The following is a 17,814-nucleotide window of genomic DNA, read 5'->3' on the forward strand; positions in this document are numbered from 1 at the left end:
CGCCCCACTTCTCCGAGTCCTTTCGATGTCGACCGAAACGCCCGTCCTGCAGCAGCATTTCATCCGCCAGATCGTCCGCGACGACCTGGCCTCCGGCAAGCACAAGGTCATTCATACGCGCTTCCCGCCGGAGCCGAACGGCTACCTGCACCTCGGGCATGCCAAGTCGATCTGCCTGAACTTCGGCCTCGGCGCGGAATTCCACGGCACGTGCAACCTCCGCTTCGACGACACCAACCCGTCGAAGGAAGACGTCGAGTACGTCGAGGCGATCCAGCGCGACGTGAAGTGGCTCGGTTTCGAGTGGGCCGAACTGCGCCATGCCTCCGATTACTTCGAGGTGTTCTACCGCTCGGCGCTCAAGCTGATCCGTCTCGGCGTCGCCTACGTCGACGACCTCAGCGCCGACGAAGTGCGCGAGTACCGCGGCACCCTGACCGAGCCCGGCCGCAACTCGCCGTACCGCGACCGTTCGATCGAGGAGAACCTCGACCTCTTCCAGCGCATGCGCGCGGGCGAGTTCGCCGACGGCAGCAAGACGCTGCGCGCGAAGATCGACATGACGGCCGGCAACATCAACCTGCGCGATCCGGCGCTGTACCGCGTGCGCAAGGTGCACCACCAGAACACCGGCGACGCGTGGCCGATCTACCCGATGTACGACTTCGCGCATTCGCTCTCGGACGCGCTGGAAGGCATCACGCACTCGCTGTGCACGCTCGAGTTCGAAGATCACCGCCCGCTGTACGACTGGTGCGTCGACAAGGTCGACCTCGCCAACGATCCGGCGCTGTGGGAGCCCCTGCTCAAGGCTGGCCTGCCCACGTCGCCGAGCAAGCCGCGACAGATCGAGTTCTCGCGCGGCAACCTCAACTACACGGTGATGAGCAAGCGCAAGCTGATCACGCTGGTGTCCGAGAACCTGGTCGACGGCTGGGACGATCCGCGCATGCCCACGATCGCCGGCGTGCGCCGTCGCGGCTTCACGCCGGCCGGCATTCGCCTGTTCTGGGAGCGCATCGGCGTCAGCAAGCAGAACAGCACGATCGACATGAGCGTCCTCGAAGGCGCCGTGCGCGAAGACCTCGACGGCACCGCGCCGCGCCGCATGGCCGTGATCGACCCGCTGAAGCTCACGATCACCAACCTCGACGACGCGCACGCCGAGACGCTCACGTTTGCCAACCATCCCAAGGACGAATCGTTCGGCAGCCGCAGCGTGCCGTTCTCGCGCGAGCTGTGGATCGAGCGCGAGGACTTCGCGGAAGTGCCGCCGAAGGGCTTCCATCGCCTGAAGCCGGAAGGCGAGGTGCGACTGCGCGGCGTCGGCATCGTGCGCTGCGACGAGGTGATCAAGGACGACGCGGGCAACGTGCTCGAGCTGCGCTGCACGCTCGATCCGGAAACGCGCACCGGCATGCCGGGCTCGGATCGCAAGGTGAAAGGCACGATCCACTGGGTCAGCGCGCGCGACGCCGTGCCGGCCGTGGTGCGCCTGTACGATCGCCTGTTCGACGTCACCGATCCCGACGACGACAGCGACGGCAAGACGTACAAGGACCACATCAACCCGCATTCGCGCCGCGTCGTGCACGGCTTCGTCGAACCCGCGGCCGCCGGCGCGGCGCGCGAGGACCGCATGCAGTTCGAGCGCCTGGGCTATTTCGTCGCCGACATGCACGACCACACGCACGACGCACCGGTGTTCAACCGCGTGGTGACCCTGCGCGATTCGTGGGCGAAGCAGGCCTGATGCTCTACGCGCAGATCCATCTCACGCTGCCCGCCTGGGTGCACGACGCGGTCGACACGACCACGACGTACCCCGGCGACGAGGCCAAGGTCGGCCTCGCGATCGAGCTCTCGGCGCGCAACGTCGATCTCGCCACCGGCGGCCCGTTCGGCGCGGTGGTGTTCGACGGCGACGACCGCATCGTCTCGGTGGGCACCAACCGCGTCGTGCCGCACACCTGCTCGGTGGCGCACGCCGAGATGATGGCGTACATGACGGCGCAGCAGCGCCTGCAGCGGTTCCGCCTCAACGAGGACGGCAGCCGCTTCGTGCTGGCGACGAGCTCCCAGCCCTGCTGCCAGTGCTATGGCGCAACGGTCTGGGCGGGTATCGACGAGCTCCTGATCGGCGCCCGCTCGGAAGACGTCGAGGAACTCACCCCGTTCGACGAAGGCCCCCTGCCCGCCGACTGGATCGGCGAGCTCGAGCGTCGCGGCATCGCGGTTCGGCGCGACATCCTGCGCGACCGCGCGCGCGAGGTGCTGCGCCGTTACGGCGAATCGGGCGTCGCATATTGATCGCGCGGCGCGCCCGGTGACCCGCTGGCGCGCCATCCTGCCGCTGTGCCTGCTGCTGGCCGCCGGCGCGGCGCTGCTCGCCGGCGGCGTGCTCGACCGCTTCGACCCGCACCGCCTGCTGGCCGACGAAGGCATGCTCCGCTCGGGCATCGCCGCGAATCCCGTCCTCGCGCGCTTCGCGTACGTGGGCGTGCTGACCCTGGCCATCGCGACGGGCGTGCCCGGGACGATCGTGATCGTCCTCGCGGGTGGCCTGCTCTTCGGCGCCCTGGAAGGCACGGCCCTGTCGTCGGTGGCGCTCGTCCTCGGCTCGCTGCTGCTCTATCTCGCCAGCCGCTATGCGTTCGGCCCGGGCGGCCGCGAACCCCCGGCCTTCGCGCGCAAGCTGCGCGAGGGCTACGCCGCGCACCCCGTCACGTACACCCTCGCGCTGCGCTTCGTCCCCATCGTGCCGCTGGGCGCCATGACCGTGGCGCTGGCCTGGCTGCGCTGTCCCCTCTGGCTGTTCCTCGGCGCCACGTGGCTGGGCGGCACCGTCTCGCTCTTCGTGGAGAGTTCGGTCGGTGCGGGCCTCGCGGCCACGCTCGCCAGCGACGGCCCGGTCACGGCCGGCAGGTTCCTGGACGGCCGCATCCTGCTCCCGCTGGGCGCGTTCGCGGTGCTCACGATCCTGCCCCTGGCCATCCGGACTATCCGTTCGCGCCTGCGCCGCGACGACTGACCCACCCGGGTTTCTGCGCTAGGCTAAAGCCTCGCTCGCCGCCCCAAGGCGCCGTGCCGGGGGAACCGAATGCGTGACATGACCGCTCCATGGCTGGAAAAGGTTTGGCGCCGCACGTCGCTCGTGCAGCGCCTGACGTGCGTCGCGCTCGTCCCCACCGCCATCAGCGCGGTCCTGCTGGTCACGCTCCTCACCCGCCACCAGATGGACACCCTGCACGAGATGGGCCGCTCCACCGCGGACGCCATCGCCCAGCAGGCGGCCTCGGTGTCGGGCGACGCGCTACGGACGGGCGAGCGCCGCGAGCTCGGGCGCATCGCGCAGTCGATCGTGCAGTTGCCGCAGGTATCGCGTGTCCGCATCGCGAACCGCGACGGCGAGATCGTGGCCGACCGGGTCAACGGCTCGGTCGGTGGCGACGACGACAGCCTGACGGTCGCGCGCGAGATCCTCGATCCGACGACGCACCGCGCGGTCGGCTCCGTCACCGTGGACGTCAGCGTCGAGGACGCGATCGCCGCGCAACGCGCGAGCGTGCACAACGCGCTGGTGTGGCTCGCGCTCAGCCTGCTGATCGCCGTGATGATCGGCTGGTCGACCGCGCGCTGGCTGAGCGCGCCGCTGCGGAGCCTGGCCATCGCGGTGCGCCAGCTCGGCCTCGGCGACCGCACCGTCGTCGTTCCCGTCACGGACGACACGGAGATCGGCGACCTGCAACGCGGCTTCAACGGCGCCGCGTCCAAGCTGCTGCACGCGCAGATCGGCATGGAACGCGAGATCGTCGCGGCCACCGAGGAACTGGCCCGCAAGAACGCCGCGCTGGAGGCGGCCAGCGTCGCCAAGGCGCGGTTCCTCGCCGCGGCCTCGCACGACCTGCGCCAGCCGCTCTACGCGCTGACCCTCTTCTCGTCCGGCCTCGCGGTGGACGAATACGATCCGATCCGGCTCAACCGCATCGCCCACATCCAGGAGTGCGTGGAATCCCTCGACCACCTGTTCGGCGAACTGCTCGACCTCTCCCGGCTCGAGACCGGCGCGATGCCGGCGGTGGTGCGCGACGTGCCGCTCGACGAGGTGTTCGAGGAAGTGAGCGTGAACTTCCGCATGGTGGCCGAGCAGCACGATCTGCGCCTGGTCGTGCGCACCACGGGCCTCTGGGTGCGCGCCGACCGCACGATGCTCGCGCGCATACTGAACAACCTCGTCAGCAACGCGTTGCGCTACACGCGCTGCGGCGGCGTGCTGGTAGGCGCGCGGCGCCGGCTCGACGGCTCCGTCCGGGTCGATGTCTGGGACACCGGCCTCGGCATCGCGAGCGAACACCTGCAGCACATCTTCGACGAGTTCTACCGCGTGGAGAGCGGCCCCGAAGCGGGACGACCGGAGGGCACGCGGCGGGGTCTGGGCCTCGGGCTGTCCACGGTGCAGAAGCTCGCCGGCCTGCTCGGCACGCGCGCCAGCGTGCGGTCCAAACCCGGCAAGGGCACGCTGTTCTCGGTCACGTTGCCGGAAGCGCAGCCGGGTGTCGGCACGGCCGAGCCGGTGGCCGCGCCCGCACCGTCCCCCGGCATCCCGCGCGACATCGTCGGCATGCGCGTGCTCGTCATCGACGACGAGCCGACCATCCTTGCGGGCATCAGCTATCTGCTGGGCAGCTGGGGCTGCGAGGTGATGACGGCCGAAGACGCGCAGCAGGCCATGGAGGCCGTGCATCAGTGGATGCAGCCGCCGGACATCGTGATCTCGGACCTGCGCCTGCGCGAGGGCACCGGCCTCGACGTGCTCGCGCTGCTGGATCGTTACTACCGGCGGCGTCCCGGCGATCCGCCGCCGTTCGCCCGCGTACTCATCACCGGCGAGACGCGCGGCGACTTCCTGCGCAACATCGACCAGGCGACGACGCAGGTGCTGTTCAAGCCCGTCTCACCCGAGCGGCTGCACCAGGTAATGGTTTCGGCGTGGACTGTCCATCATGCGGCCGTCTGAGACCGGATGGCCTGCTTGCCGTGGCGCCCCGGTGAGGCTATGGTCCCGGTCAACGGGGTGGCTCGCGGTCCACGCGGGCGGAGGGAAGGCATGCGTGTCCTGATCGCGGACGATCATCGGCTCATCATCGAAGGCGTGAAGCTCAAGCTTCGCGAGCTGGGCGACGACGTCGTTTTCGTCGAGGCCGAAACCGTGGCGCAGCTGGAACGCGTGCTCGCGACCCAGCCGCTTCCCGAGGTCGCGCTGATCGACATGGCCATGCCCGGCGCCGATGGCGTCAAACACATCGAGCATGCCGTGGCGGCGCTGAAGGACCCGGGCGACGATGGCTCGTCGCGGGCGCGGCCGGTCATCGTGCTCTCGGGCACCGAAGACCCCTCGGCCATTCGCCATGTGCTCGATCTCGGCGTCCAGGGCTACATACCGAAGTCGTCGCCTCCCGACGTCATCCTCAACGCCGTACGGCTCGTCGTCGGCGGCGGCATCTACGTGCCGCCCGAAGCGATGAAATCCGCCTCGGTACCGACGATGGCGCCGGCGTTCGCTTCCAACGGCGACGGACTGACGACGAAGGAGCGCCTGGCCACCGTGCTCACCGAGCGCCAGATCGACGTGCTCAAGCTGCTGGCCAAGGGCCGCCCGAACAAGTTGATCGCACGCGAGCTCGGCATCAGCGAGGGCACCGTCAAGATTCATCTCGCGGCGATCTTCCGCGCGCTCCACGTGCGCAACCGCCTCGAGGCGCTGGTCGCCGCCCAGCACCTGGGCGACTGACGACCGGCACCGGAACCATACCGCCGGCCTGGATGCGGGTCGGGGGACGCACGGATCGCGAAGTACGCGGACACGACGCGGGGCAGGCGCGATGCGATCAGGCGTGAACGGTGCGGCGAGGTTGTGGCTGCGCGGCTGGCTTGCCGCGTGGTTCGCCTGCGTGCTGTTCCAGATGCCCGCGATGGGCACCTCGGCGGGCAGCGTCGATCCCGATGCGCCACTGACCTTCGGCATCCTCCCCATCGGCGGTCCCGCCGAATCGCTGGACGCGTGGCGGCCGATGCTGGACGACCTGCACAAGGCACTGGGTCGCCCCATCCGTGCCATCTCCGTGACCACCTACGAAGGCATCGCGCAGGCGATCAGCGAGCAGCGCGTGGACATCGCGTTCCTCTCGGGACGCCTCGCGCTCGACGCCGTCACCCGGCAGAACATGCAGGTGATCGGCCGGCTGACGCGCGGCGACGGCTCCCGCGGCTACTACGCCGTGCTGCTCACGGCGACCGATTCGCGCATCCGCACCGTCGACCAGTTGCTGGCGCGGCCCGGCAAGTGGCGCTTCGCGCGCGGCGAGGCACTCTCCGTTTCGGGCTACCTGGTGCCGGAAACCCAGCTGTTCGCGGCACGCGGGCTGGATTCGGACACGTTCTTCGCCAGCGTGCACATCGACAACCACCAGAACAACGCGCTGGCCGTCGCCAACGGCGAGGTGGACGTCGCGACGAACAACTCGGCCGACCTGGAGCGCTTCCGGCAGCACTTCCCGGACCAGTACGCGCGGCTGCGCGTGCTGTGGAAATCGTCCCTGATTCCGCACGCGGTGATCGTCATCCGCAACGACCTGCCTCCCGCGCTGCGCGAACAGGTGGCCGCCTTCATCACGGGCTACGGCAAGGGCAAGGACGGTGCGCGCGAAGAGGCGAACCTGAAGCTCATCCACGACATCAGCGGCTTCGCGCCGGCCGGCAACGCGGAGCTCGTGCCTTTCGCCGATATCGAATACGCCCTGGAAAAACGCCGCGCCGAGTCGGCGCAGTGGGTCAGCGACGGCGCGCGCGACGCGCGATTCCGCAAGATCCGCATCGATCACGACGCGCTCATCGCGCGGCTCCGCGACAAGTGATAGACCGAAAGGCATAGGCCGGCAAGGTTAGCTCCCCTTGTCTATCGCGCGACGAACGCGCGTTTCATAGATTCGTCATGAAGCTTCGTGCCAGAAGGCCGCCTCATGACCGCGTCGCCGCCAACGCCAGGAAGGCCAGCATCGTTGCGACGGCAGCTCGTCCTCAAGGGACTGCTGCCGATGGTCGTCGTCGCGCTCGCGCTGTCGATCATGCTCGGTGTGCAGCACATGCGCGCGATCGATGCCGAATCGCAGGCCGTGGCGCGCATCCAGTCCATGCGTATCGGTTCGTCCCTCGAGGGATGGAGCGGCGACGACGCGCTGCGCAACGCGCTGGCTAGCGCGCTCTCGCGCAGCCCGTCGACGCGGCTTGCGATCCTGCACCGCGACGACGCCCCGGATCTCGTCGTGGACAGCGGCCGCCGTTTCGACGAGGCGCGCGCGCTGCGTCTGCTCGTGAACACCAGCAAGGGCAACCTGGAAACGGTAAGCGACGGCAGCGCGGCACACGAACGTCGCGTTGCCGGGTTGCTCATGACGTTGCTGTTATGCGCCGGCGTCATGATCGTCTTCGCGTTCGCGCGGCGTGCGATCGAGCGGGAGGTGGTCGCGCCCGTGGAGCGCGTCCGCAGCCGCATCGACCGTTTCCTGCATCCGCGCGGCACGCACGTCGCGCCGGACGCCGACGAGTGGCACCAGATCGACGCGCTGCTCGACGAGCTCGTCGAGCTCCGTGCGCGGCACGATGCCGCCCTCGCCGATGCCCTGCGCCAGCGCCTGCAGGACATCGCGCGGCATACGCGCTTCGTGGAACAGGTCGGGGACCACTTCCGACAGCCGCTTCAGGCGCTTTCCCTGTTCGTCGCCGGGATGCAGCCCGGCGAGGACCTGCGCCAGCGCGCGGTGCTCGGGCAGATGCGCAGCAGCCTCACCCGGCTTGGCGAACTGCTGGACGGCCTGCTGGAGATGGCGCGCTTCGACGCCGGGGCCGTGGAACCCGCCACGGTCGACCTCATCGCGTCCGATCTCTTCGTGCGCGGCCGCGCGGGCATCGAGGCCGACGCGGCGCGCCTCGGCGTGGACGTCCGCTGGCGCGGCGGCCGCCTGCCGATCCGGACCGATCCCACGTTGTTCGGCGAACTGCTCCATCGACTGGTCGCCAACGCGGTGCTGAGCACGCCGCACGGCCGCGTGCTGGTGGCGCTCCGTCGACGCGGCGACGCGATCCGGCTCGAGGTGCGCGACAACGGCATGGGTCTCGAGCCCGGCCTGGAAACGCGCGTGTTCGAAGAGTTCACCCGACTCCCCGGCCATCCAGGATACGGGCTCGGACTGGCCGTCGCGCGGCGCATCGCCGACACGCTCGGGGGTCGCATCGGGGTGCGCTCGAGCCCGGGGCGCGGCAGCCTGTTCTGGGCGGAATTCGATGCCATGGCGATCGGCGCGTCCGCCCGCACGGCCGCCGCGCTGAGCCGTCACCCGGCGATCTGACCGGCCTCTGTCCGCCGACCGCGGACCGGCGTATCGTTCGCGGATTGCTACCTGAAGAACCTTTTCGAGGAACGCGGGCGTGGCGAGCATCAACTGGTCGGACACCGCGCCCATCGTGGCGTTCGTCGGCGTGTTCGCGGGCGCCGTCGGGCTGCCCGTGCCCGCGATGCCGACGCTCATCGTCGTCGGCAGCACGCTGGTCGCCGCGCGCGATCCGCTGCTCATCATCGGCACGTTCGTCGCCGCCCTCGCCGGCGCGTTCCTGGGCGACGCCGCCTGGTTCCTGACGGGGCGTCGCTTCGGTTACCGCGTGCTGGACGGGCTCTGCCGCATCTCGCTCTCGCCGGACACCTGCGTGCGCCGGGCGAGCGGTTTCTTCGAGAAGCGCGGCGTCAAGCTCCTGCTGGTGTCGCGCTTCATACCGGGGCTCTCATTGGTCGCCATTCCGATCGCGGGCGCCAGCGACACGCGGTTCTCGCGCTTCACCGTCTACGACCTCCTCGGCGCGGCGTTGTGGATTTCCGTGGGCCTGTCCGCCGGCATGCTGTTCTACCGGCAGATCGACGCGGTGCTCGCGATCCTGCGCCAGTTCGGCATCGGCCTCGCCGCCGCGGGACTCATCGCGCTGGCGCTGTGGATCGTGTTCCGCTACGTGCGCCGCACGGTGCTGATCATGCGCCTGCGCAAGACGCGGATCTCGGTGGACGAACTGTCGATGCTGCTCGCCAGCGAGCCCGGCGCGCTGATCGTCGACGTGCGCTCGGCGATGAGCCGGCGCGACGACCCGTTCGTCATTCCCGGATCGAAGCTGTTCGATCTCGCGACCGCGGACGTCGAACTGGCCACCCTGCCCCGTCACAGCTCCGTGGTCATCTATTGCTCGTGCCCCAACGAAGTCTCCGCGGCCAAGGTCGCCGAGCGGCTGAGCAAGCTTGGATTCGCCAACGTGCGCCCTCTCACGGGGGGTCTTGGCGCGTGGCGCGAAGCGGGTGGCGATGTCGAGGCGATCGTCGTCGCCACCTGAACGCGGCACCCGCTCGGGTTGTGCCGTCGGCCGCCGCCTCGTAAACTTGCCGGTTCCCGCGTGTGGGTCGTTAGCTCAGTTGGTAGAGCAGCGGACTTTTAATCCGTAGGTCGCCGGTTCGAATCCGGCACGACCCACCATTCGCTTCTTGCGCGCCATGCGCTCCCGATACGCCATACCGGCGCACGCCGGTATCCACGGCACGGCGAATCACACGTAACGCGTCGGATCCGGCACACCGGCCTTGGCGAAGCCTTCGGCGCGCAGGCGACAGGCGTCGCAGTGTCCGCAGGCGCGGCCCTGCGCATCGGCCTGGTAGCAGCTCACGGTTTCCGCGAAATCCACACCGAGGCGCATGCCCTCGCGCACGATGTCGCCCTTGCCCATCTGCATCAGGGGTGCGTGGATGCGGATGCCAGCGCCTTCGACGCCCGCCTTCGTCGCGACGTTCGCCAGCGCCTCGAAGGCCTCGATGAACGCGGGACGGCAATCGGGATAACCGGAGTAGTCGACAGCGTTGACGCCGCAGAAGATGTCCGTCGAGCCGAGCACTTCGGCCCAGCCCAGCGCGATCGACAGCATGATCGTGTTGCGGGCGGGTACGTAGGTGACGGGGATGCCGTCGCCGCCTTCCTCCGGCACATCGATGTCCGCCGTGAGCGCCGAGCCGCCGATACTGCGCAGGTCGACGTGCACCGTCTTGTGCACGACCGCGCCAAGCAGGTTCGACACACGCTCCGACGCCTCGAGCTCGGAACTGTGGCGCTGGCCATAGGCGACGCTCAGCGCATACACCTCGAAGCCCTGCTCGCGGGCCATCGCGATCGTGACCGCGGAATCCATGCCGCCGGACACCAGGATCACGGCCTTGCGGGGAGCGTTCGGAGCATTCATGACGTCGTTACCTGATTCGAATCAGTGGCCCGCGGCGTCGTTCCACAGCAGCTTGTGCAGCTGCAACTGAAAACGTACCGGCAGGCGTTCGGCGAGGATCCATTCGGCGAGCTCGCGCGGCTGGACCTTCGACCACACGGGAGAAAACAGCACCATCACCTTGCGGTCGAGCGCGTGCTCGGCCACGACGTCGCGCGACCATTCGAAGTCGGCGCGGCTGGCGATCACGAACTTCACCTGGTCGTGCGGCAGCAGGTGGTCGAGGTTCGCCCAGCGATTGCGGGCGCTCTCGCCGGAATCCGGCGCCTTGAGGTCCATCACCTTGCGCACGCGCGGATCGACGGCGGAGACGTCGAGGGCGCCCGAGGTTTCGAGCGACACCTCGTACCCGGCATCGCACAGCTTGCGCAGCAGGATCAGGCAGCGCTTCTGCGACAGCGGCTCGCCGCCGGTCACGCAGACGTGCCGCGCGCCGTGGCTGGCGACCTCGGCGAGGATCGCGTCGATGTCGTGCCACTGGCCACCGTGGAACGAGTACTCGGTATCGCACCACACGCAGCGCAGCGGGCAGCCGGTGAGGCGGACGAAGACCGTGGGCCAGCCGATCGCGTCGGCCTCGCCCTGCACGGAGTGGAAGATTTCGGTGATGCGCAGGCGTTCCGCGACGGGCGATGCCGGCGAGACGTCCGCCGGAGTTGCGGTGTTGCCGGTCATGACGTCAGTTGGCCGTCTGGCGCTGCAGGCGGCGCAGGCGTTCCTGTGCGAGACCCGCGGCCTTGGTGCCCGGATACTTGGCGGTGACCTGCTTCAGGGTCGCCACGGCGGCGTCCTGCTGCTTCAGTTCGATCTGGCAGTAGCCCACCTTGAGCAGGCCGTCGGAGACCTTGTCGCTCTGCGGGTACTGCTTGACGAGGCGCTGGAACGCTTCGATCGCGACCGGGTAGTTCATGGTCACGTAGTACGACTCGCCCAGCCAGTAATAGGCGTTGGGCGCGAGCGGGCTGTCCGGGTACTTCACCAGGAAGTCGCGGAAACCGCGCGAGGCCGTGACGTAATCGCCGGCGCGCAGCGACTTGAACGCCGCGTCGTAGGCGGCCTGCTGGTCGGCGCTGGCCGGCTGCGACGGCGCGCTCTGAGGCGCCGCGGCGGAAGCCTGCGTGGCCTGGGCGGCCGGGGTGGCGGCGACGGCCGCCGGAGGCGGAGCCGACGGCGTCGTGGCCGAGGGCGCGGGCTGCGCGGAGGCGGCACCGCCCTTTTCGAGACGACCCAGGCGCGAATCGAGATCCGCGTACTGCGCCTTCTGGGAATCCTGGAGTTGCTGGTTCTGGTGCTGCAGCTCTTCGATCTGCCCCTGCAGCTGCGACACCTGCTGCTGGAGATCGTTGACCTGGTTGACCAGCGACGTCGTGCCGGCCTGCGCCTGCGACTGCTGCTCGAGCCGCGACACGCGGTCGGCGAGGCTGAGGCGGGAGTCCTGGGCATGGGCCACGACGGCAAAAAGCGTGGCGGACGCGAATGCGCCCGCCACGCCAAGCCTGGCCATGTAACTGGTAGCCAGTGTCTTCTTCATTACTTACTTCGCGGTGTAGACGATCTCAACGCGACGGTTCTTGGCCCAGCAGTCTTCGTTGTGCTCGCGGCACACCGGCTTTTCCTTGCCATAGCTGGTCACGTTGACCTGCGCAGCCGAACCGCCAGCGGCCTGGAGGGCGCTGGAGACGGCATTGCCACGGCGCTCGCCGAGGCCCAGGTTGTACTCGCGCGTGCCGCGCTCGTCGGTGTTGCCCTCGAGGGTCATCGCCGACTGCGGACGGTCCTGCAGGTACTTGGCGTGGCAAGCGATGATCTGCTGGAACTCCGGCTTGACGTCGTTCTTGTCGAAGTCGAAGTAGACGACGCGCTGACGCAGGCAAGCGTCGGTGTCGAGATCGGACGGCTGGTACTTGCCATCGCTGGTCGGGGCCTGGGTCTGGGCGACCGGCTGCTGCTCCGGCATCGGAGCTGGCTTGGTGTTCTTCTTGGAGCACGCGGCCGCGCCAACGCAGAGCAGGGCAGCCAGGGTGACGGTAACGGTCTTATTCATGGGACGTTCCTTCAACAGTTGAGTTCCGACAGTCGGTTTTCGTTTCGGGACAGGCACCGCCGGTTGTCCGGCTGTTTTTCTACTTACATCTACGCCGACGGGTGCTGTCCCGCACCCGTCGTCTTTCGTACCGACGGCCGCCCAGGGGGCGACCGCCGATGGAACTCCGTCCGCAGAAAAGGCGCGGCCACGCCGCGCCCCTCCCTGGACTTTGCTTATGTCGCCGCCCGCGAGGGCGCGCCATCAGCGCTGTCGATAGGGTCCCCAGGACGGTTCGCGCACGTCGCCGTCCGAGAGGACGAGACGCTGGCGCACCAGACCGTCTGCCGAAACCGCATACAGGACGCCTCGCGTACCCTGCGACGCCGCATAGAGCAGCATGCTGGCATTGGGCGCGAAGCTGGGCGAATCGTCCACGTTACCCGGGGAAACGAAGCGCACCTGCCCACCCAGACTACGGTCCATGATGGCGATACGATACACGTTCCCGTTGCCCTGCACCATCGCAATCTGCTTGCCGTCGTAGCTCACCGACGCGCTGGCGTTGAAGCCACCCTGGAAGGTCAGGCGCTGGGCCGCGCCACCCGATGCGGACATCTGGTAGAGCTGCGGCTTACCCGAGCGATCGGAGGTGAAGATGATGCTCTGGCCGTCCGGGGTGAAGGTCGGTTCGGTGTCGATCGCGAAGTTGTTGGTCAGGCGGGTTTCGGCGCGGCTGCCCACGTCGATGACGAAGATCTCGGGGTTGCCGACGTACGACAGGCTCACGGCGAGCTTGCTGCCGTCCGGCGACCAGGCCGGGGCGCTGTTGATGCCGCGCGGGTGCGAGGCGATCAGGCTACGCGAACCGGTGTTGATGTTCTGCACGTAGACCGCCGAGTTGCCGCTCTCGAACGAGACGTAGGCGATCTTGCTGCCGTCGGGCGACCAGGCCGGACCCAGCAGCGACTCGCGCGAGCGGGCCACGACCTGCGGATTGAAGCCATCGGAGTCGGCCACGATGAGCGAATAGGTGGTGTTGTTGCCGACGCCGACCGCGGTGATGTACGCGATGCGGGTCCAGAACGCGCCACGGACGCCGGTGATCTTTTCGTAGATCTGGTCGGCGATCTGGTGGGCGACGCCACGCAGGTCGCCCGCCGGGGCGGTGAACGACTGCGCCAGCAGGCTCTGCTGCTTGTTCACGTCCCACAGCTCGTAGTCGACCTTGAGCATGCCGCCGCCGGCGTCGCTGATGCGGCCGATGGTGAGGAAATCCTGCTTGAGCAGACGCCAGGTGGCGAACTTGATGTCCGAGCCCTGCGACGGGGTCTCGACGATGTCCGCCTTGTCGAGCGAGCGGAACTTGCCCGAGCGGTTGAAGTCGTTGCGGATGACGTCCGCGACGTCGGTCGGCAGCGGCGCGCCGCCGGCCTGGGCGAACGGAACGACCGCGATCGGGGTCGCCGTCTTCAGGCCGCCGACGATGTCCACGTTGAGCGACTGGGCGGCGGCGGGGCCGGCCACGAAGCCGGTCAGCGCGACGACGAGGATGGCGAGTCGGGAAAGCATTCTGCGCATGGGCTGGTTCATTGCGACCTGAAGATGTGGGACGGCGGCGAAATGTTAGCGCGACGGTCGCTTCGTGCGTGACCGGTCTATGAACCGCCCCGCCCCGGCATGAGCCCGGGGCGGGACGCGCACCATCATTGCGGCCTGAACGTGAAGGTGAGGTTGCGCTGGAAGACGTCCTCGAAGCCCTGGTAGGGCAACGGCTGGGCTCGCAGCACGGCGTTTTCGATCGACGCCCGGCCGGCGGCATCGTACGGGCAGCTGGAGTCGACCTTGGCGCTCAGCACCTGGCCGCCCGGCACCTGGACGATATGCACCTGGCAGGAGGCGTTGGGCATGTTGTCCGGACGCAGCCAGTTGCTCGTCACCGAGTTCTGGATCGCGGCCAGGTACTGCCCCAGCTTTCCGGTGTCGCGGCCGTTGGTGCCCGACTGCTTCTGGTCGGCCGGCGGCAGGTCCGGCAGGCCGTCGTCCTTGGCGTTCTGCAGGTCCTTCAATTGCTGCTCGGCCTGCTTCTTCGTGGTGTCGGCCTTCTTGGTCTGCGCCTTCGCCGCGTCGAGCTGCTTGAAGATGTCGTCGATTTCCTTCTGCTTCTCTTTCTTCTTCTGCTCGGCCTGGGCGTCGAGCTCGGCCTGGCGCTGGCGCTGCTTCTCCTCCTGCAGGCGCTTGGCGTCCTCGGCCTTCTGGACCGCGTCGTCGACGACTTCTTCCTGGTCCTTGAGGTCCGGCTGCTTCGGCGGCGGCGGCAGGGTCTCGACCTTCGGCTTCTCGGGCTGCGGCGGAGGCGGCGTCGGCACCACGGGCGGCGGCGGCGTGGTATCCGGCGTCGGCTTGACCTTGGTGGCCTTCGGCGGCGGGCTGCCGGTCGGGCCCACGAGCGTCGCTTCGATGATCTGGCCGGGCAGTTCGAGCGGCGCGGGACACTTCAGCGGGTTCCACTCCGCCGGCAGGCCGAGCGCTTCGGCCCATTTCTCGTAATCCGAGCACGGGATGACGGCGAGGCCCAGGAAGGCCACGATCGCGACGTGCAGGAGCGCGGCGAGGACGACCGCGCGGGGTGTGCCGTTACGGTTTTCCATTCTGCGCGCCCGACTCCGGCTGGCTCATCAGGCCGATCTTGGAGACGCCCGCTTCCTGGAGGATCGGGAGGATCGAATAGACCTTGCCGTAGCCGACGCGCTGGTCGCCCGCCACGAGCACCTGGAGCTCCGGGTTGGCGTTGTGGAACGCCGTGATCTTCGTCCTGAACTCGTCCGCGCTCACCGGCTCGCGCTTGGCGCCATTGGCGGTGAGGTAGATCTGGCCCGCCTCGTCGACGGACACGACGACGGGGTCTTTCTTGTCCTGGAGGGACTTGGCCTTGGTCTGCGGCAGCTGGATGTCGACGCCGAGATTCATCATGGGCGTGGTGACCATGAAGATGATCAGCAGCACGAGCATCACGTCGATGTACGGCACGACGTTGATCTCGGACTTCAGCTTCCGCTTGTGCCGGCGGTAGACGTTACGCGTGGCCATGTGGGGCTCAGGCCACTTCGTCGGAGTGGATCTGGCGCTGCAGGACCGAGGAGAACTCTTCCTGGAACACCTCGTAGCGCGACGCGATGCGCTCGACCTTGTTGGCGTAGCGGTTGTAAGCCCAGACGGCCGGAATGGCGGCGAACAGACCCATGGCCGTGGCGATCAGAGCCTCGGAGATGTGCGGGGCCACGACCGAGATCGTCACGTCCTTCATCTCGCCCAGGCCCTGGAAAGCGCCCATGATGCCCCAGACCGTACCGAACAGACCGACGTACGGACTGATCGAACCGACGTTGGCGAGGAATTCGAGGTTCTGCTCCAGCTTGCCGATCTCGCGGGTGCCGGCCACGCGCATGGCGCGCTCGGAGCCCTCGATGACGCGGTTGGCGTCGGTCACGCGGCGCTGGCGCTGGCGCGCGAACTCGCGGAAGCCGGCCTCGAACACGTTCTCGATGCCGTGCTGGCCGTCGCGGTTGCCCACTTCCCGGAACAGGGCGGCAAGGTCGGCGCCCGACCAGAAGCGGTCTTCGAAGGTCTCGGCGTTGTCGTGGGCCGTCTTCAGCTGGCTGTACTTGCGGATGATGATCACCCACGACAGGAACGAGAACACCAGCAGGAGGAGCATCACCAGTTGTACCGGCAGGCTCGCTTCCGCGACCAGCTTGAAAATGTTCAGTCCACCGTTCATCGCTTGCAGGCTCTCCGCCGGGTATCTGGCTATCGGGTAAAGGAAAAATCTTCTGGGAACAGATCCGCGGGGATCTGGGCCGGGCGCATCGTATCGAGGTTCACACAGGCCGCGCGCACCGTGGCGCGCACCAGCGATTCGTCCCCTCGCACGATCTCCTGATCGAACAGCATACTGGCTGAACGGCGTTCTTTGACGACCACGCTGACCTGGAGTTCATCATCCAGACGGGCCGGCCGCAGGAAATCGAGGTGCATGTCGCGCACCACGAAGCCCAGGCCGGTCGTCCGCCGCAGGGCCAGCTGGTCGATGCCCTGCGCCCGCAGCCACTCCGTCCTGGCGCGCTCCATGAAACGCACGTAGTTGGCGTGGTAGACCACCCCGCCCGCGTCGGTGTCTTCCCAGTAGATGCGCACGGGCCAGCGGAAGACGCTCATGCCTCGTCCGAAAACAGGTCCGGGGTGGCGTTCTGGCGCGGCGGCGGATTGAGCCCCAGGTGTCGCCAGGCCTTGGCCGAGGCCATGCGGCCGCGGGCGGTCCGGATCAGGTACCCCTGCTGGATCAGGTAGGGCTCCACGACGTCCTCGAGCGTGCCGCGGTCCTCGCTGAGCGCGGCGGCGAGCGATTCGACGCCGACCGGGCCACCGTCGAAATTGCGGATGATCGTGCCGAGCAGGCGGCGGTCCAGGTCGTCGAAACCCTCGGCATCCACCTTGAGCATGTCGGTCGCGGCGCGCGCCAGCTCGTGCGTGATGCGGCCGTCGCCCCGGACCTCGGCGAAGTCCCGCACGCGGCGCAGCAGGCGGTTGGCGATACGCGGGGTGCCGCGCGAGCGGCGGGCGATTTCCACCGCCCCTTCGAGCTCGCATTCGATGCCGAAGATGCGCGCCGCGCGGCGGACGATCGCGGTCAGCTCGTCCACGCTGTAGAACTCCAGCCGCTGGATGATGCCGAAGCGGTCGCGCAGCGGGCCCGTGAGCAGGCCGGCACGGGTGGTCGCGCCGATCAACGTGAAGGGCGGCAGGTCCAGCTTGATCGAGCGGGCCGCGGGGCCCTCGCCGATCATGATGTCGATCTGGAAGTCTTCCATCGCCGGGTAGAGCACCTCTTCCACCACGGGCGAAAGGCGGTGGATCTCGTCGACGAAGAGGACGTCGTTGGCCTCGAGGTTCGTCAGCAGCGCGGCGAGATCGCCGGCGCGCTCGAGCACCGGACCCGACGTGGAGCGGACGCTCACCCCGAGCTCGTTGGCGATCACGTGGGAAAGCGTCGTCTTGCCGAGGCCGGGCGGCCCGAAGATCAGCGTATGGTCCAGCGCCCCGCCGCGACGGCGGGCGGCCTCGATATAGATGGCCATCTGCTCGCGCACCGTCCGCTGCCCGAGGTACTCGGCAAGCCTCTTCGGACGGATGCTCGCTTCCAGCGCCTCGTCGTCCATGGCGGCGGCGGAAGAAATGATGCGGTGCTCGGACATGCGCGCATTATGGCAGGTCTGCGGCCCGTGACGCGGCCGTCCCGCGCCCTGGTCACCGAATGACCAGCACAACGCAAGCCGTTGACGCCCAAGTGCGAAGCGGACTTGTCCACACGGTTATGCAGGGCGTATCCACACCGCGTGTGGATAACCGCTCGCGACATCCTTTCCGCC

Annotated in this window: 18 protein-coding genes and 1 tRNA gene; 9 read left to right on the forward strand and 10 right to left on the reverse strand. The window is 68.3% G+C overall.

What is annotated here, in order from left to right:
* Positions 1 to 25 precede the first annotated feature (25 nt).
* From BMW54_RS10415 to BMW54_RS10455, 9 genes are all read left to right on the forward strand, one after another.
* Positions 26 to 1,753, forward strand: coding sequence for a glutamine--tRNA ligase/YqeY domain fusion protein (locus tag BMW54_RS10415; protein ID WP_090055166.1), 1,728 nt, complete (start codon positions 26 to 28; stop codon positions 1,751 to 1,753).
* Positions 1,753 to 2,310, forward strand: coding sequence for a nucleoside deaminase (locus tag BMW54_RS10420; protein WP_090055168.1), 558 nt, complete (start codon positions 1,753 to 1,755; stop codon positions 2,308 to 2,310). Before BMW54_RS10415 ends, BMW54_RS10420 begins: the two co-directional genes overlap by 1 nt.
* Positions 2,311 to 2,326: 16 nt before the next feature.
* The gene (locus BMW54_RS10425; protein ID WP_090055170.1) at positions 2,327 to 3,031 is read left to right on the forward strand and encodes a TVP38/TMEM64 family protein; all 705 of its coding nucleotides are present in this window, start codon (positions 2,327 to 2,329) and stop codon (positions 3,029 to 3,031) included.
* Between the two features lie 78 nt (positions 3,032 to 3,109).
* Entirely contained in the window at positions 3,110 to 5,017 is a 1,908-nt protein-coding gene (locus tag BMW54_RS10430; protein WP_254779201.1) for an ATP-binding response regulator, read from the forward strand.
* 90 nt (positions 5,018 to 5,107) lie between these two features.
* The gene (locus BMW54_RS10435; RefSeq protein ID WP_090055173.1) at positions 5,108 to 5,791 is read left to right on the forward strand and encodes a LuxR C-terminal-related transcriptional regulator; all 684 of its coding nucleotides are present in this window, start codon (positions 5,108 to 5,110) and stop codon (positions 5,789 to 5,791) included.
* 91 nt (positions 5,792 to 5,882) lie between these two features.
* Entirely contained in the window at positions 5,883 to 6,914 is a 1,032-nt protein-coding gene (gene phnD / locus BMW54_RS10440; RefSeq protein WP_090055175.1) for a phosphate/phosphite/phosphonate ABC transporter substrate-binding protein, read from the forward strand.
* Positions 6,915 to 7,058: 144 nt separating this feature from the next.
* Entirely contained in the window at positions 7,059 to 8,405 is a 1,347-nt protein-coding gene (locus tag BMW54_RS10445) for a sensor histidine kinase (protein WP_090055177.1), read from the forward strand.
* A 79-nt stretch (positions 8,406 to 8,484) separates the two neighbouring features.
* On the forward strand, positions 8,485 to 9,429 hold the full coding sequence (locus tag BMW54_RS10450; RefSeq protein WP_090055179.1) for a DedA family protein/thiosulfate sulfurtransferase GlpE: 945 nt from the start codon (positions 8,485 to 8,487) through the stop codon (positions 9,427 to 9,429).
* A 64-nt stretch (positions 9,430 to 9,493) separates the two neighbouring features.
* A tRNA-Lys gene (locus BMW54_RS10455) sits at positions 9,494 to 9,569 on the forward strand.
* Between the two features lie 70 nt (positions 9,570 to 9,639).
* On the opposite strand, the gene queC is transcribed toward BMW54_RS10455, so the two are convergent.
* The 10 genes from queC to ruvB all read right to left on the reverse strand — a co-directional run bounded on the left by queC (position 9,640) and on the right by ruvB (position 17,640).
* Positions 9,640 to 10,323, reverse strand: a complete 684-nt coding sequence (queC, locus tag BMW54_RS10460; protein WP_090055181.1) for a 7-cyano-7-deazaguanine synthase QueC — start codon at positions 10,321 to 10,323, stop codon at positions 9,640 to 9,642.
* A 21-nt stretch (positions 10,324 to 10,344) separates the two neighbouring features.
* Positions 10,345 to 11,037, reverse strand: coding sequence for a 7-carboxy-7-deazaguanine synthase QueE (queE, locus tag BMW54_RS10465; RefSeq protein ID WP_090055183.1), 693 nt, complete (start codon positions 11,035 to 11,037; stop codon positions 10,345 to 10,347).
* 4 nt (positions 11,038 to 11,041) lie between these two features.
* Entirely contained in the window at positions 11,042 to 11,893 is an 852-nt protein-coding gene (gene ybgF, locus BMW54_RS10470) for a tol-pal system protein YbgF (protein WP_175472825.1), read from the reverse strand.
* Between the two features lie 3 nt (positions 11,894 to 11,896).
* On the reverse strand, positions 11,897 to 12,406 hold the full coding sequence (gene pal, locus BMW54_RS10475; RefSeq protein ID WP_090055184.1) for a peptidoglycan-associated lipoprotein Pal: 510 nt from the start codon (positions 12,404 to 12,406) through the stop codon (positions 11,897 to 11,899).
* 243 nt (positions 12,407 to 12,649) lie between these two features.
* Complete coding sequence (tolB, locus tag BMW54_RS10480; RefSeq protein WP_254779203.1) at positions 12,650 to 13,966, reverse strand: Tol-Pal system beta propeller repeat protein TolB; 1,317 nt, start codon at positions 13,964 to 13,966, stop codon at positions 12,650 to 12,652.
* Positions 13,967 to 14,091: 125 nt separating this feature from the next.
* Positions 14,092 to 15,036 (reverse strand): cell envelope integrity TolA family protein, encoded by a 945-nt coding sequence (locus tag BMW54_RS10485; protein ID WP_090055187.1) that lies wholly within the window; start codon positions 15,034 to 15,036, stop codon positions 14,092 to 14,094.
* On the reverse strand, positions 15,023 to 15,475 hold the full coding sequence (gene tolR, locus BMW54_RS10490) for a protein TolR (protein WP_089977708.1): 453 nt from the start codon (positions 15,473 to 15,475) through the stop codon (positions 15,023 to 15,025). The genes BMW54_RS10485 and tolR overlap by 14 nt, the downstream gene beginning before the upstream one ends.
* 7 nt (positions 15,476 to 15,482) lie before the next feature.
* Positions 15,483 to 16,166 carry a protein TolQ gene (gene tolQ / locus BMW54_RS10495; RefSeq protein ID WP_090055189.1) on the reverse strand — a complete coding sequence of 228 codons (684 nt, stop codon included), beginning with the start codon at positions 16,164 to 16,166 and terminating at the stop codon, positions 15,483 to 15,485.
* Between the two features lie 29 nt (positions 16,167 to 16,195).
* On the reverse strand, positions 16,196 to 16,603 hold the full coding sequence (ybgC, locus tag BMW54_RS10500; protein ID WP_090055190.1) for a tol-pal system-associated acyl-CoA thioesterase: 408 nt from the start codon (positions 16,601 to 16,603) through the stop codon (positions 16,196 to 16,198).
* Positions 16,600 to 17,640, reverse strand: a complete 1,041-nt coding sequence (gene ruvB / locus BMW54_RS10505; protein WP_090055192.1) for a Holliday junction branch migration DNA helicase RuvB — start codon at positions 17,638 to 17,640, stop codon at positions 16,600 to 16,602. The genes ybgC and ruvB overlap by 4 nt, the downstream gene beginning before the upstream one ends.
* Positions 17,641 to 17,814 lie beyond the last annotated feature (174 nt).

This window comes from Luteibacter sp. 329MFSha, from assembly GCF_900111665.1.
Classification (GTDB): Bacteria; Pseudomonadota; Gammaproteobacteria; order Xanthomonadales; family Rhodanobacteraceae; genus Luteibacter.